The following is a 13,872-nucleotide window of genomic DNA, read 5'->3' as shown; positions in this document are numbered from 1 at the left end:
CCCACCATGACTGTGGATAAGCCCGCGGGTACAATACCCACCATGACTCGACGCTCTCCAAGCTCCCGCCGCACGGCCAAGCCCGCCGATGGCCACCAAGGCAGCCGCCGGAGCGCCGGCCGCCTGCGGATCATCGGCGGCGACTACCGCCGCCGGCTGCTGCCGGTGCTCGACAGTCCCGGCCTGCGCCCCACGCCGGACCGGGTGCGCGAGACCCTGTTCAACTGGCTCACCGCCGACCTGCTCGGTGCCAGGGTGCTGGACGTGTTCGCCGGCACCGGCGCGCTGGGGCTGGAGGCTCTCTCCCGCGGTGCGCGGGAGGCCAGCTTCGTGGAACGCGACCCACACGTCGCCCGCCAGCTGGAGGAGAACCTGGCTACCCTGAGCGCCACGGCGCGTGGCCGGGTCGTCAACGCCGACGCCATGGCCTTCCTCGCCGGCCCGCCGACGCCCTGCTCACTGGTGTTTCTCGATCCGCCCTTTCGCCAGGGGCTCGCCGAGCCAAGCTGCACGGCTCTGGAGGCCGGCTGGCTGGCCGATGGGGCCTTGATCTATCTGGAGTGCGAAGCGGGACGGGAACCGACGGTGCCGGCGACCTGGCGGCTGCATCGGGAGGTGCGCGCCGGTGACAGCCACGGCCGGCTCTATCGACGTGACCCGTCGCCGCAACTCGACGCTTGCTGAGGCCGGGGCTCGGGGTTACGCTGCTGCCCATTCACTTATCAATCAAGCAACCTTCGTCCCGTCCCGGGGCGCCGCTACGGCCTCAAGAACGGTTCAATCAGTACCGTTCAAGAAAGGTCGTTTCGAAGTGCCATCTCGGAAGGACATCAGGAGAACAACATGAGTAATGAACTCTTCACCCGGCTCGAGCAGAAAGTCACCAGCGCCGTGGAGGCACTGGAACTGCTGAAGATGGAAGCCGAGGAGTTGCGCGAGGAAAACACCCGCCTGAAGCAGGAGCGCGAGGAGTGGGAGCGCCGCCTGACCGGTGTGCTCAGCAAGCTGGATGAGATCGAGTCCACCGAGACCGCCTGACCCGGACTCAGCCGCTGGCAGGCTCCTCTGCGGCCAGCGGCAGCGACATCAGCAGCGCGTCCTCTCGAGCGTCGTCGCCCCCCGCCGCCCCCGCCGCCCCGGCCTGCCGGGGCGTTGCTGTTGGCGGGAATTGGGCAGGATCAGGCCGCGGCGCATAGTAGCCTCGGCGAATACCGTCTTCCCGAAACCCCGCGCCGCGGTAGAGAGCGATGGCTGGCGCATTGCCCGCCCTGACCTCCAGTAGCAGCCGCTCGCTGCTCCACGCCCGGGTCTGGGCCACTACCGTCGACAGCAGTCGTCGGGCGAGCCCTCTGCCGCGCCAGGTGTCATCCACCAGGATCGCCTGCAGTTCCGCCTCGAAGGGCAGCCGAACCACCACGGCATAGCCCGCCAGAGCCTCACCGGCCATCAGGCCAACCACCACAGACGCCCCATCGTTCAGGGTCGCCGCCAGCTGCGCTTGCGAGCCGGCCGTCGGCCAACCTTGAGCCGCCTCCAGGGCAGAGACGCAGGGAAGGTCGGCCGCCGTCAGGCGCACCGGGGTGAAGCCTTCAGGATGACCCTCAGCGCTCACTCGGCACCTGCTCGGCCGCCTCGTGCCAGTCCTGGCCCCAGTCCAGCAGCCTAGGCAGCAGCGCCCGCTTGGCCTCGGCGCTACCGGCCAGTTCATTGAGTGACGCGCCCTGCCAGGCCGGCAGATCCAGCAGCGGGCACTGATTGGCGTCGAGCGACAGCACCTGACCGAGGGCCGCGTCCTCGCCAAACACCAGCAGCCGCTCGGGGGCCCAGCCGCGCCGGCGGGCACCGGCGATAAAGGCCTGCAGCCCCTCACGGGCTTCCTCCAGAGGCTCGTGCACCGTCAAACCCTTCTTCATTGGCCAGCGGAAGCCCTGCAGCACCGGCAGCGGCGCGGCGATTCCGGCGGCGCGCAGCAGGTTGGCCAGCAGCGTGAGCTCGGTGTGCCCGGGCGGCTGCTCGCCGGCCAGCAGCAGCAGCCAACGCCCCTCCAGACAGCCCGCCTGAAAGGCGAAGCGCAGCGGCTCACGAGGGGCTCCCGGCTCGGCGGCAAGGGCCTCGACGGGCGCGGCCGCTTCCTGCACCGGGGGCACTTCGAGCAGCGCACGCGCCATGCCGGGCCGGGGCGGGCGACCTGCACGCGCCGGCCTCGCCGGCTCCGGTGGGGTCGGGCGTGCCGGCGCCGACTCGCGGGCCTCATCGAGCAGCGCATGCAGCCTCACTCCCGGGGCCTCCGCGGGCGGCGCCTCGGGCAGCTCCCACTCGCAGGCCGGGGTCGGGCGGGCGTTGGGCAGCGTGTAGCGCGCCACCCAGGCCGTCAGGCCCATGGCCTCCAGGTACTGCAGCCGCTGGGGCTCGGTGGTCACGGCTTGCTGCCGCCCCGGCAGTCGGGAGAGTCGGGGCGGCTCTGGCCGCTGGCCTGCCACTCGGCGGGGGTGTAGAGGTGCAGCGCCAGGGCGTGGACCGGACCGGCCAGTTCATCGGCCAGCAGAGCGTAGACCTGCTGATGGCGCTTGACCGGCATCAGCCCCTCGAGGCGCTCGGACACGAGGGTCACCTTGAAGTGGGTCTCGGAATCGGGCGGCACGGCGTGCCGGTGGCTCTCGTTCTCCACCGCCAGAAAGGCGGGCGCGAGGGCCTGCAGCTTCTCTTCGATGGTGGCCTGAATGCTCATGGCGGCTTCCCCGAACTGAGTGAAAATTGATGAAAAGTAGGTGACTCGAAGGGGCCATTATACGCGCTCTATCGCGCGGTAACGATGCGGCTCACTCGCCCTGAGCCGACTCGGCGGCTCGACGCTGGGCGGCGCCGGCCAGGGGCACCCGGGCCAGGCTGGCGACAAGCGCCAGCAGCGTCGCCAGGGCGCCGAGCCACAATGAGGCCTGCACCGGCATGCCGGTGGCCAGGAAGGCGCCCACCAGCGCCACCCCCAGCGACTGCCCCACGGTGCGCGAGGTGCTCATGATCCCGGACGCATTGGCGCTGCGCTCCCGAGGCACGGTGCTCATCAGCTCGCGGTTGTTGGGCGGCTGGAAGAGCCCGAAGCCGACGCCGCAAACCAGCATGCGCCACAGCACGTCGACCACGCCCGCCTCGGCATCGAGACGCGCCAGCAGCGCCAACCCCACCAGCATCAGCGCAAGCCCCGCGCTTGCGAGCAGGCTCGGGTTCACGCGATCGGCCAGGCGACCGGCGCGGGGGCCCACCAGCATGATCGCCAGCGGCCAGGGGGTGAACATCCAGGCGGTTTCCAGCGGCGAGAAGCCCATCTCGCTCTGAAACAGGAAGGAGAGCGCCACAAAAGCCAGCCCCTGCCCCACGAAGGCGGTGCCCTGGGCCACCAGCGCCAGGCTGAAGCGCGGCTCACGAAAGATCCCCAGCGGCATCAGCGGGTGGTTGGCCCGACGCTGGCGGTGCAGGAAGAGCAGCGCGGCTGCAACGCTCAGCACCAGCCAGGCCACCACCTGCCCAGCCGGCATACCGTGGCCAATGCCGTCCATGGCCAGGAAGACGCTGCACAGCATGGCCACCGAAAGCAGCGCACCGGCCAGGTCAAAGCCGCCCCGCCGCCCCGCCTCCCGCGGCAGCGCTTTCCAGGCCAACACCACCGCCACCGCACCCAGCGGCAGGTGCAAGGCAAACAGCCAGGGCCAGTCGGCCACCGAGAGCAGCACGCCGCCGATCGCAGGCCCCGCCGCATAGCCGCCGGCCACCACCATGGCGGAAAGCCCCAGCGCGGTGCCCAGCAGGCGCGAGGGAAAGATGGAGCGGTAGAGCGAAGGCCCGATGGAGAGCGTCGCCGCCGCCCCCAGCCCCTGCAGCGCCCGAAACACCAGCAGCGACTCCAGGCTGGTGGAGAGCGCACTGCCCAGGGCGGCCAGGGTAAAGACGCCCACCCCGGCCACGTAGAGCCGGCGGCGGCTGACCAGCTCGCTGAGCGCGGCGAAGACCAGCAGGAAGGCGGCACAGCTGATCTGGAACAGGTTGGTGACCCATACCGCCCGGGAAGGGGACACGTCCAGCCCCACCGCGATGGAGGGCAGCGCGATGTTGACCATGGTGGTATCCACCACGGCCATCATGGTGCCCAGGATCAGCGCCAGCACGGCCAGGCGCCGCTCGGGCCCCGGCAGGCCGTCATCGTCGGGGCGGGTCTCGAAGAGTCGACTCATTCCACGTTCCATTGTGTTGATAGACACCGAGAGACCGTAACGAAGAGACCGTAACGAAGAGACCGTAACGAAGAGACCGGCCGAAGCCGGTCTCATCCTGCCAGCCTGTGGGGCGGGCTGGGCTTGGCGCCTAGTCCTGGTCGAAGTCCATCAGCAGCGAATCGTCGACTTCGGAAATTTCCAGGGCCGCCTCATCGTCGAGATCGATGGCCAGGTAGCTGTGCTCCACCTGCAGGAAACGCTGAAACAGCGCCCAGTCAACGGGCGCCGGCCACTGTTCCTCGTCTTCTTCCCAGGCGCGCAGCTCGGTCTCGAGAATCTCGAGGTGGCGTTCGCGCACGAAGCCCTCCAGAGCCTCCGGGGTGTCCATCTCCGGAATCAGATAGACCGTGCTTTCGCGTTCGACGTCGGACAGGGCGATGTCGTCATCCCCCATGGTCGGCTCAAGGGCGTTGATCCAGTCCACGAAATGCTGGGTAGGGCGGACGCTCAGGGCAGAGCGGTTGAGCAGTTTCATGGGGGTCTCCTCGACGTCGAAACGATGACCATTATGGGTGCTGGCCGCCCGGGTTACCAACACTTCCCACCCTTCTCTCCACCTCTCACTCCACCTCGGGGCGCATGGCCGGGAACAGAAGCACGTCACGGATCGAGGCGCTGTCGGTCAGCAGCATCACCAGGCGATCGATACCGATGCCCTCGCCGGCGGTGGGCGGCAGGCCGACCTCCAGGGCGCGCACGTAGTCGGCATCGAAGTACATTGCCTCGTCGTCGCCGGCCTCCTTCTCCGCCACCTGCTCGCGGAAGCGCTCGGCCTGATCCTCGGCGTCGTTGAGCTCCGAGAAGCCGTTGGCGATCTCGCGGCCGCCGACGAAGAACTCGAAGCGCTCGGTCACAAACGGGTTGGCATCCTTGCGCCGCGCCAGCGGGCTGACCTCGGTGGGGTACTCGGTGATAAAGGTGGGCTGCTTGAGGCGGTGCTCCACGGTTTTCTCGAAGATCTCGATCTGGATCTTGCCCAGACCCCAGCCATCCTTGACGTCGATGTCCAGACGCTCGGCGATCTGGCGCGCGGCGGACTCATCGGCCAGCGCCTCGGCGTGGATATCAGGGTTCATCTCGAGGATGGCGTCAAAGACGGTGATCCGCTTCAGCGGGCTGCCGAAGTCGTACTCGTAGCGCTCCATCTCCTCGCCCGCGCTGTTGCGCACGCTGTTGACTACCGTGGTGGTGCCCAGCACCTCCCGGGTGAGGGTGCGCAGCATCTCCTCGGTGAGGTCCATCAGGTCGTGGTAGTCCGCATAGGCCTGATAGAACTCGATCATGGTGAACTCGGGGTTGTGCCGAGTGGAGAGCCCTTCGTTGCGGAAGTTGCGGTTGATCTCGAACACCTTCTCGAAGCCGCCCACCACCAGGCGCTTGAGGTAAAGCTCCGGCGCGATGCGCAGGTACATGTCCTGATCCAGCGCATTGTGGTGGGTGACGAAGGGCCGCGCGGTGGCGCCGCCAGGGATCTGCTGCAGCATGGGGGTCTCGACCTCCATGTAGCGGCGAGCCTCGAAGAAACGCCGCATGGCGCTGATCACCGCGGCGCGGGTCTCGAATACCCGGCGCGAGTCCGGGTTCATGATCAGGTCCACGTAGCGCTGGCGGTAGCGCGCCTCCAGGTCGGTGAGGCCGTGAAACTTGTCGGGCAGCGGACGCAGGCTCTTGGTGAGCAGCCTGGCCTCCACCATCATCACGTAAAGATCGCCCTTGCCCGACTTGTGCACCGGACCGCGCCCCGCGACGATATCGCCGATGTCCCAGCCCTTGATCTCCTCGAGCGCGTCCGCCGGCAGCCCCTTCTTGTCGACGTAGAGCTGGATCTGCCCGCTGACGTCCTGGATAACAACGAAGGGCCCACGCTTGCGCATGATCCGCCCAGCCACGCTGGCCTGGCGGTTAAGCGCCTCCAGCTCGTCCTTCTCCTTCTCGCCCAGTTCTTCGATCAGCTCGGCCGCATGGCTGTCGCGGCGAAAGTCGTTGGGGAAGGCGCTCTCGCCGCGCACGGCGGCCCGTTCGCGGCGCGCAGCCAGCTTGGCACGGCGCTCGGCAATCAGGTGGTTATCGTCGTTTTGCGGGCTATTCAGTGAAGGGCTATTCAGTGAAGCGCTATCCGGAGAAGAGCTTTCGTTGGCCATGTCGTTACAATCCTTGCTTGAGGCTGGCGACGATAAATTGGTCGATATCACCATCCAGCACCTTATCGCAGTTGCTGGACTGCACGCCGGTGCGTAGGTCCTTGATGCGCTGGTCATCCAGCACGTAGGAGCGGATCTGGCTGCCCCAGCCGATATCCGACTTGGACTCTTCCGCCTCCTGCTTGGCAACGTTGCGCCTGTCCATCTCGTGTTCCCAAAGCTTCGCCTTGAGCTGCTTCATGGCGAAATCGCGGTTGGCGTGCTGGCTGCGCTGGCCCTGGCAGGCCACCACGATACCGGAGGGCTCGTGGGTGATACGCACGGCTGAATCGGTGGTGTTGACGTGCTGACCGCCGGCGCCGCTGGAGCGGTAGGTATCGACGCGCAGGTCCGACGGGTTGATCTCGACCTCGAAGCTGTCGTCGACCTCCGGCGAGAGAAACACCGAGGCAAAGGAGGTGTGGCGGCGGCCGCCGGAATCGAACGGGCTCTTGCGCACCAGGCGATGCACGCCGGTCTCGGTGCGCAGCCAACCGAAGGCATAGTCGCCCTGGACATGCACCGTGGCCGACTTGATGCCCGCCACTTCGCCGCCGGAAAGCTCGGTGATATCGGCCTTGAAGCCGTGATGTTCGGCCCAGCGAAGGTACATGCGCAGCAGGATGTTGGCCCAGTCCTGGGCCTCGGTGCCGCCGGAGCCGGACTGGATGTCCAGGTAGGCGTTGTTGGCGTCCATCTCGCCAGAGAACATGCGTCGAAACTCGAGCTTCTCGAGGCTGGCCTGCATGCCGTCGAGCTCCTTCTGGACCTCGGCGACGGTGTCCTCGTCCTCCTCCATCTCGGCAAGCTCGAGCAGGTCGCGGCTGTCCGCCAGGCCCTGGTCCAACTCGTCGATGGTCTGAACGATGGCTTCCAGCGTCGCGCGCTCCTTGCCCAGCTTCTGGGCATAGTCCGGATCGTTCCAGACCCCAGCATCCTCGAGCTCGCGGGTGACTTCCTCTAACCGGTCTTTCTTCTCAACATAGTCAAAGATACCCCCTCAGGACGTCTGTCCTCTCAGACAGGTCCTTGATGAGGTTGTGAATCGGATTGGTTTCCAACATGGATCACTCGCCTGAATCTGCGGTGGAAAAGCGACCGCCGCGGCGCAGGCATCGAACCGGCGCCCCGGCGGCACGAATAGGACTTGTTCTATCGGGCTTGTGCTAAATGACAGGCATTGTAGCGAACCTGGCGCCGCCCCGCATCCGCGAGGGCTGCCCTCCTCCCTCGGCAGCCCAGGCGCAGGAAACCCGGCCGAAGCCGGGTTCCGTCGTCACGTTGTCTGCCTGTCGCTCAGAAGCGGTAGGTCAGCTGAGCGCCGAAGCCGTGGGCTTCGTTCTTGTAGTTGGCCGTGTAATTCGCTCCCCCCAGCCCGTTGAGCGAGTCTTCCCGGGACTGACTCACAGCGGTCCCCCGCTCGGTCAGATAGGAGTAGGCGAGGTCAAGGGTCAGCTCTTCCGTGGGACTCCAGCCGGCACCGATGGAAAAAATGCGGCGATCATCTGACGGAATACGCACGCTACGACGTTCGTCATTGGTTGGCGTGAAATCCAGCGCGATGCCGGCACGCAGTGCCAGCTGCGGATTCAGCTGATACTCCCCGCCCACCGAGTAGGCCCAGGCATTCGAGTAATCCTGAATTTCCTTGGTGATGGTATTACCCTGACTTCCCGTCACCAGAATCTGGTCAAAGCGGCTCCAGCGTGCCCAGGAAGCACCCGCCATCAACGTCAAGCGGTCGCTCATCTGTTGCGTGATGGAAAAGTTGATGGTTTCCGGCGTGCTCAGATCCAGGTTGGCATCATCGGCGCGCACGACATTTCCAGCGGGATCATAAGCACGAAAGTCGCCGGTCAGGGTGTAGTCAACCTTGGAGCGATAGGTCAAACCCAGGGTGGTTTCGGGAATCGGCTGATACATCACACCGACGTTGTAGCCCCAGCCATCGTCGTCACCCTCTACCCGTGAATCGATGTCGCCGGCAGGATTGAAGCTTGGATCGGTGGGCAGTTTGCGACGCAGCTCACCCTCAACTCGGTTGTAGGTCACCCCCGCACCGACCGACCACTGATCATTGAAGCGGTACGACACCGTCGGCTGAGCGCTTATCACTGTCAGTTCGGTGTAGTTGCCGAAATAGCGACCCTGGAAATCGTTTTCGTAGTCGGTATTGGAGCCAAAGGGCGCATAGACGCCAAAGCCAAACGCCAGACGCTCATTGACCGGATGCGCATAGAAAGCGAAAGGAATCAGCGTGCCGGGCACCATATCGCCTTCGTTACCGCCTGGAATATCTCCGATGGGGACCTGGACACCCATGGGGGCTGCGCCCTGAGCGACGCCGGCATCCAGGAAGCGCTGGGCCTGCACATTGTTGATATCGCTGTTGACGTTCAGATAGGTCCCGCCGGCGGTGACCTGGGCGCGGTCCAGAAATGACATGCCGGCCGGGTTGCCGAAAACGATGGTGGCGTCATTGACGTTGGAGCTACGCCCGGCGTGGCCGTAGCCCTGGCCGCTGACGCTCTGCTCGTTGATCTGGTAGCCGCCCGCATGGACCTGGCTGGCGAAGGCGGCAGCGGCGATGGCCACTGCCAGGGAAAGGCGGTTGATCTTGTTCTTCATGGGTCATATCCCTTGCGGTTCTATTGTTACGCTGGCGCTGGCGTGTCCTCGCAGAGGAGGCAAATGCGTGCGCCCCTCTTGTCTCGCAACCGCCCGCCAGATTCAAGGGCAAACGTTCGTTTTAATGCCGTAATCGCTAATCCTTTGGTCGCACAGTTGTTTGATAAAACGAACTTTCAATGGGTTAGGCAACATAGCGTCGTCGTTCCCGACACAGGTATGCCCCGATACCTATCCGCCTTGACCATTGGGTAACACAAGGGTTTTACACTGTGTCTATCGCAAACCGCTGCGAGGCATCGACCCGCGAGGACACCACATGAAGGTGAGCGAACTGGCCAGGGCCGCCGGCGTGACCGCCGAAACCGTCCGCCACTATGTTCGTGAGGGGCTGCTGGCCCCGGAGCGCCACCCCGACAACGGCTACCAGCTCTTCGAGCCGGGTGACCTGGAACGCCTGCGCTTTATCCAGCGCGCCCGCACCCTGGGTTTCAGCGTGGCCGAGATCCGCGACATTCTCGCCCACGCGGACCACGGCGACTCGCCCTGCCCCATGGTCCGCGACCTGCTCACCAGCCGGCTACCGGAGATTCAAGCCCGCATCGCCGATCTTCAGGCGCTGGCCGCCCGCATGGAGCAGGCTCTGGACGCCTGGGCCGAGATGCCCGACGGCACCCCCGACGGCCACAGCCTCTGCCGCCTGATCGAGAGCTTCCCCGAGCCCCTGGATAATAAAGAGCGTAATAAAGAGCGCAATAAAAAGCCCCACACAGCGCGCGGTAATGACAGCGACGGCGCAAACGGCGGCAACACATCCACCGAGGAGACCCAATGAACGCCCGCACCCCACTTGAACGTACCGTGCCCGGCATGAACTGCCAGGGCTGCGTGAAGAACATGCGAGAGGCGATCCAGGCCCGGGACCCGGACGCCGAGGTGATCGGCACCCCCGCCGAGAAACACCTGGAGGTGACCACGACGCTGGACGACGAGGCACTGGACCGCGCCCTGCAGGAAGCCGGCTATCCGCCGGGCGAACTCCCTGACATCCCCAAGGAAAACGCTACCGAAGAAGACGCTAGCGAGAAGGACACAAGTGAATCAGCCCGCCGTGATAGCGCCGAGCCGAAAGCACAGGTGACCAACGACACCCCCGATGAGGGCGCCACCACGCTGCGGCTCTCCATCAGCGGCATGACCTGCGCCAGCTGCGTGAAGAGCGTTCAGCAGGCGCTGGAGCGAACCCCGGGCGTGGTCAGTGCAGAGGTCAACTTCGGCACCCACACCGCCCAGGTGCGCGGCAGCGCCAGTGAAGCCGAGCTGACCAAGGCGGTGGAGTCCGCAGGCTATGAAGCAGAGCCGATCTTCGACCTGCGCCAGGCCGAAGATACCCGCGCCAAGAAGGACGCCGACACCTACCGACAGCGCCTGCGGGGCAGCGTCTGGTCGCTGGCGCTGGCCGTTCCGCTGATGGCCAGCATGTTCGTCTATCACCCTCACCCGGTGGGCACGGGCCGGCTGTTCTGGCTGGTGATCGGCCTGCTGACGCTGGCCGTGATGGCGGGCCCCGGCCGCCACTTCTTCATCAACGCCTGGAAGAATCTCAAGCATCATCAGGCCAACATGGACACCCTGATCGCCATGGGCACGGGTACCGCCTGGGTCTACTCCATGGGCGTAGTGGCCTTCGCACCCTGGCTGCCGGAGGTGGCCCAGGGCATCTACTTCGAAGCCTCGGCGATGGTCATCGGCCTGGTGCTGCTGGGCAACGCCTTGGAGCTGCGCGCCCGGGGCCGCACCAGCGAGGCACTCAAGCGCCTGCTCGACCTGCAGAGCCGCACCGCCCGGGTGATCCGCGACGGTGAGGAACGTGAGCTCGATATCGACGAGGTGCGCGAGGGCGACCATATCCGCGTGCGCCCCGGCGAGCGCCTGCCGGTGGACGGCGAGGTGACCGAGGGCCAGAGCCACATCGACGAATCCATGCTGACCGGCGAGCCACTGCCGGTAACCAAGGCCGAGGGCGACGAAGTCAGCGCCGGCACCGTCAACGGCAAGGGTTCGCTGGTCTACCGCGCCACGCGCGTCGGGGCCGACACCAAGCTTGGCCGCATCACCGAGCAGGTGGCCAGCGCCCAGAACTCCCGCCCACCCATCGGCGAGCTGGCCGACAAGGTCTCCAGCATCTTCGTGCCCACGGTAATGATCATCGCCGTGCTCACGGCGCTGGCCTGGTTCAATTTCGGCGCCGAGCCGCGGGTGATCCATATGCTGGTGACCGCCACCACGGTACTGATCATCGCCTGCCCCTGTGCGCTGGGCCTGGCGACCCCGATCTCCACCATGATCGGGGTCGGCAAGGCCGCCGAGCACGGCGTGCTGGTGCGCAGCGGCGAGGCGCTGCAGGTGGCCAGCAAGCTCACCACCCTGGTCGTCGACAAGACCGGCACCCTCACTGAGGGCAAGCCCAGCGTCACCGAGGCGCACGTGTTCTCTGACCCAGGGCTCGACGGCGACGAGCAGGCGGTGCTGAGCCTGGTGGCGGCCCTGGAGCGTGGCTCCGAGCATCCGCTGGCCGCGGCCCTGATGACCCACGCGGAAGAAGCCGGCGCCGAGCCCACCGAGATCCAGAACTTCGATAGCGTGACCGGCGGCGGCGTGAAAGCCGAGACCGGCGATGGCAAGCCGCTGCTGCTGGGCAACGCCCGGCTGCTCGAAGAGGCCGGCGTCGACCTGGCCTCCGGCAAGCAGAAGACCGACGACCTGGAGGCCAAGGCGCGCACCGTGGTGTACCTGGCGGTGGACGGCAAGCTTGCCGCACTGTTCGGCATCAGCGACCCGCTTCGCCACGACACCATCGCCGCCATCAAGCGCCTCCAGGCCGACGGCCTCAAGGTGGTGATGCTGACCGGCGACAACAAACACACCGCGGCGGCCATCGCCAACGAAGTGGGCATCGACGAGTTCCGCGCGGGGCTGCTGCCCGAGGACAAGCACGCCGAGATCGAACGCCTGCAGAAGGCCGGCGAGAGAGTCGGCATGGTGGGCGACGGCATCAACGACGCCCCGGCGCTGGCACGCGCCGACGTGGGTTTCGCCATCGGCCAGGGCACCGACGTGGCCATCGAAAGCGCCGGCATCACCCTGATGCGCGGCTCGCTTCATGGCGTGGCCTCGGCCATCGAGATCAGCCGGGCGACCCTTGGCAACATCAAGCAGAATCTGGTGGGCGCCTTCGGCTATAACGCCCTGTGCATTCCCATCGCCGCAGGGGTGCTCTATCCCTTCACCGGCATGCTGCTCTCCCCGATGATCGCCGGCGCGGCCATGTCGCTCTCCTCCATCACGGTGGTGAGCAACGCCAACCGCCTGCGCCTGTTCAAGCCCCACAACGAAAAAGGCCCTGCATAGGACCTGTCTGAAAAGGCAGCGAGCGAAGGCCAGACAAGGCAAAAATCAGCGAAAAGACGGAGTTTACGGGGTGTAAATGAGTACTTTGAGCTGATTTTTAACGCAGTATGGCCGAGCGCAGCAAGTTTTCGGACAGGGCCTTAGCTGGGCCGTAAGGAGGAACACTATGAGTTGGATCGTAAACCTGGCAGGAATCGCGCTGATCGGGCTAATCGTGTGGTGGTTCTGGATGGCGAAAGCCTAACCACGCCCCTATAACGCCAGCGGCCGGCATCTCTGCCGGCCGCTGGGTGCTGCTTCAGACTAGGGGGAAATGAGAGTCTGTCCCCGATTAATCCTAGCCTGCCAGCAAGCTCTCATACGGAATTTTCAGACCATCATGTAGGCGCTTGATCATTCGTAGACTGAGTTTACGCTTACGATTCAGCACCTCGGACACTCGGCCACTTGAACCAATGAAAGGTTCAAGATCTCGCTGAGTGAGCCCCTGCTGCTCCATGCGAAACTTGATCGCTTCGACAGGATCAGATGGGCCAACAGGATAATGCTCATCCTCGTACTTCTCGACCAGGATAGAAAGCACTTCGAGCTCATCGGCCTGCTGGGTTCCGTCTTCAACGGCCCACAGCGCTTCAATGCGGGAAAAGGCCCGGTCGAGGTCCGCATCGTTATGGATGGGTTGAATATTCATTAAATTGTCTCCGCATCTACCAAGTCGTACTGCGCATGTGTGCCCACGAAGCGCACCCAAGCGATCTGCTGGCTGTAACGAATCGCCACGATGACTCGGTATTTGTTACCGCCGATATTGAAGACGACTCGCCCGCCCTTGAGTATGCTGGCAGTTCGTATGTCAGCCTTGAGCTCTTGAGGAGTTTGCCATGTCGATTTCGACAACATGTTGTACCACTCTGTCAGCGGCGTTTCGGCATCGTCGAATCCCCGCTCCCAGAACTCTCTCAATGTGCGCTTGGCGATGACTCTCACTGGATTCTCCCTTCGCGACAGAAACTAGCACCTCCCATAATGGGAGTCAAGGAAGGGGAATTGACAACGACAGCGGCCGGCAGAGATCCCGGCCGCTGGTGACTTTTCAGGATAGGTGGGTAGCCAGGACCCTTCAGAGAATGGGGGTCTGTCCCTGATTGACAGCCATCAACGGGCATCGTCAAACCAGAGCCACTCAAACACAACCTGTCAGGCTTGTGGTCGAGACGCCTCTCACAGCAAGACAGGCTCATTTACCGATTCGACGACAGTAAGCGCTCCACCAACCCCACCTTCTTCGGCCTGACCTAGACCGGTAGCGTGTCTTTCCAGCGCCAAGGGAGCAGCGTGTCGAGGTCGTCATCCTCGCCGAGGGTTGGCAGGGTCTCGAACACGAA

At 65.0% G+C, this 13,872-nt stretch carries 15 protein-coding genes; 5 read left to right on the top strand and 10 right to left on the bottom strand.

The window, feature by feature from the left end; genetic code table 11:
* The first annotated feature begins 42 nt into the window (after nt 1–42).
* Nucleotides 43–684: a 16S rRNA (guanine(966)-N(2))-methyltransferase RsmD gene (gene rsmD, locus ACFODV_RS09205; RefSeq protein WP_379758015.1), complete on the top strand. Its 642-nt coding sequence runs from the start codon at nt 43–45 to the stop codon at nt 682–684.
* 159 nt (nt 685–843) lie between these two features.
* Entirely contained in the window at nt 844–1,038 is a 195-nt protein-coding gene (locus ACFODV_RS09200) for a cell division protein ZapB (protein WP_379758012.1), read from the top strand.
* Nucleotides 1,039–1,045: 7 nt separating this feature from the next.
* On the opposite strand, the gene ACFODV_RS09195 is transcribed toward ACFODV_RS09200, so the two are convergent.
* From ACFODV_RS09195 to ACFODV_RS09160, 8 genes are all read right to left on the bottom strand, one after another.
* Entirely contained in the window at nt 1,046–1,612 is a 567-nt protein-coding gene (locus ACFODV_RS09195; protein ID WP_379758009.1) for a GNAT family N-acetyltransferase, read from the bottom strand.
* Nucleotides 1,602–2,420 carry a hypothetical protein gene (locus ACFODV_RS09190; RefSeq protein WP_379758006.1) on the bottom strand — a complete coding sequence of 273 codons (819 nt, stop codon included), beginning with the start codon at nt 2,418–2,420 and terminating at the stop codon, nt 1,602–1,604. The genes ACFODV_RS09195 and ACFODV_RS09190 overlap by 11 nt, the downstream gene beginning before the upstream one ends.
* Entirely contained in the window at nt 2,417–2,728 is a 312-nt protein-coding gene (locus tag ACFODV_RS09185) for a BolA family protein (protein WP_379758003.1), read from the bottom strand. Before ACFODV_RS09185 ends, ACFODV_RS09190 begins: the two co-directional genes overlap by 4 nt.
* Nucleotides 2,729–2,819: 91 nt before the next feature.
* The gene (locus ACFODV_RS09180) at nt 2,820–4,226 is read right to left on the bottom strand and encodes an MFS transporter (protein WP_379758000.1); all 1,407 of its coding nucleotides are present in this window, start codon (nt 4,224–4,226) and stop codon (nt 2,820–2,822) included.
* A gap of 130 nt (nt 4,227–4,356) precedes the next feature.
* Entirely contained in the window at nt 4,357–4,743 is a 387-nt protein-coding gene (locus tag ACFODV_RS09175; RefSeq protein WP_379757997.1) for a hypothetical protein, read from the bottom strand.
* An 85-nt stretch (nt 4,744–4,828) separates the two neighbouring features.
* Nucleotides 4,829–6,409: a lysine--tRNA ligase gene (gene lysS, locus ACFODV_RS09170; protein ID WP_379757995.1), complete on the bottom strand. Its 1,581-nt coding sequence runs from the start codon at nt 6,407–6,409 to the stop codon at nt 4,829–4,831.
* Nucleotides 6,410–6,413: 4 nt separating this feature from the next.
* Nucleotides 6,414–7,512, bottom strand: a protein-coding gene (gene prfB / locus ACFODV_RS09165; protein WP_379757992.1) for a peptide chain release factor 2 whose coding sequence is annotated in 2 segments (ribosomal slippage) — nt 6,414–7,436 and nt 7,438–7,512 — 1,098 coding nt in all. Because the reading frame shifts where the segments join, the coding sequence is not laid out codon by codon here.
* Nucleotides 7,513–7,744: 232 nt separating this feature from the next.
* Complete coding sequence (locus ACFODV_RS09160; protein WP_379757988.1) at nt 7,745–9,076, bottom strand: OmpP1/FadL family transporter; 1,332 nt, start codon at nt 9,074–9,076, stop codon at nt 7,745–7,747.
* 319 nt (nt 9,077–9,395) lie between these two features.
* Here ACFODV_RS09160 and ACFODV_RS09155 point away from each other — a divergent pair, with 319 nt between their 5' ends.
* Together ACFODV_RS09155 and ACFODV_RS09150 are read left to right on the top strand one after the other, a co-directional pair.
* Nucleotides 9,396–9,911, top strand: a complete 516-nt coding sequence (locus ACFODV_RS09155) for a MerR family transcriptional regulator (protein ID WP_379757985.1) — start codon at nt 9,396–9,398, stop codon at nt 9,909–9,911.
* Nucleotides 9,908–12,487: a heavy metal translocating P-type ATPase gene (locus ACFODV_RS09150; protein ID WP_379757982.1), complete on the top strand. Its 2,580-nt coding sequence runs from the start codon at nt 9,908–9,910 to the stop codon at nt 12,485–12,487. The genes ACFODV_RS09155 and ACFODV_RS09150 overlap by 4 nt, the downstream gene beginning before the upstream one ends.
* A gap of 337 nt (nt 12,488–12,824) precedes the next feature.
* Here the strand turns inward: ACFODV_RS09150 and ACFODV_RS09145 are convergent, their stop codons facing one another.
* Nucleotides 12,825–13,178: a helix-turn-helix domain-containing protein gene (locus ACFODV_RS09145; protein WP_379757979.1), complete on the bottom strand. Its 354-nt coding sequence runs from the start codon at nt 13,176–13,178 to the stop codon at nt 12,825–12,827.
* Nucleotides 13,178–13,474, bottom strand: a complete 297-nt coding sequence (locus tag ACFODV_RS09140) for a type II toxin-antitoxin system HigB family toxin (protein ID WP_379757976.1) — start codon at nt 13,472–13,474, stop codon at nt 13,178–13,180. The genes ACFODV_RS09145 and ACFODV_RS09140 overlap by 1 nt, the downstream gene beginning before the upstream one ends.
* A 177-nt stretch (nt 13,475–13,651) precedes the next feature.
* On the opposite strand from ACFODV_RS09140, the gene ACFODV_RS09135 reads away from it, so the two are divergent.
* Nucleotides 13,652–13,786: a type II toxin-antitoxin system YoeB family toxin gene (locus tag ACFODV_RS09135; RefSeq protein ID WP_449271896.1), complete on the top strand. Its 135-nt coding sequence runs from the start codon at nt 13,652–13,654 to the stop codon at nt 13,784–13,786.
* Nucleotides 13,787–13,872 lie beyond the last annotated feature (86 nt).

Origin of the sequence: Halomonas tibetensis (assembly GCF_042643535.1) — a bacterium.
GTDB lineage: Bacteria > Pseudomonadota > Gammaproteobacteria > Pseudomonadales > Halomonadaceae > Halomonas > Halomonas tibetensis.
Note: the sequence above shows the minus strand (reverse complement) of the source record. Positions and strands in the feature narration are given on the sequence as shown.

Bases quoted from the DNA above. Each gene is read 5' to 3' on its own strand.
- rsmD (WP_379758015.1), top strand. From the start codon at position 43: ATGACTCGACGCTCTCCAAGCTCCCGCCGCACGGCCAAGCCCGCCGAT.
- ACFODV_RS09200 (WP_379758012.1), top strand. From the start codon at position 844: ATGAGTAATGAACTCTTCACCCGGCTCGAGCAGAAAGTCACCAGCGCC.
- ACFODV_RS09185 (WP_379758003.1), bottom strand. From the start codon at position 2,728: ATGAGCATTCAGGCCACCATCGAAGAGAAGCTGCAGGCCCTCGCGCCC.
- ACFODV_RS09180 (WP_379758000.1), bottom strand. From the start codon at position 4,226: ATGAGTCGACTCTTCGAGACCCGCCCCGACGATGACGGCCTGCCGGGG.
- ACFODV_RS09175 (WP_379757997.1), bottom strand. From the start codon at position 4,743: ATGAAACTGCTCAACCGCTCTGCCCTGAGCGTCCGCCCTACCCAGCAT.
- lysS (WP_379757995.1), bottom strand. From the start codon at position 6,409: ATGGCCAACGAAAGCTCTTCTCCGGATAGCGCTTCACTGAATAGCCCT.
- ACFODV_RS09160 (WP_379757988.1), bottom strand. From the start codon at position 9,076: ATGAAGAACAAGATCAACCGCCTTTCCCTGGCAGTGGCCATCGCCGCT.
- ACFODV_RS09155 (WP_379757985.1), top strand. From the start codon at position 9,396: ATGAAGGTGAGCGAACTGGCCAGGGCCGCCGGCGTGACCGCCGAAACC.
- ACFODV_RS09150 (WP_379757982.1), top strand. From the start codon at position 9,908: ATGAACGCCCGCACCCCACTTGAACGTACCGTGCCCGGCATGAACTGC.
- ACFODV_RS09145 (WP_379757979.1), bottom strand. From the start codon at position 13,178: ATGAATATTCAACCCATCCATAACGATGCGGACCTCGACCGGGCCTTT.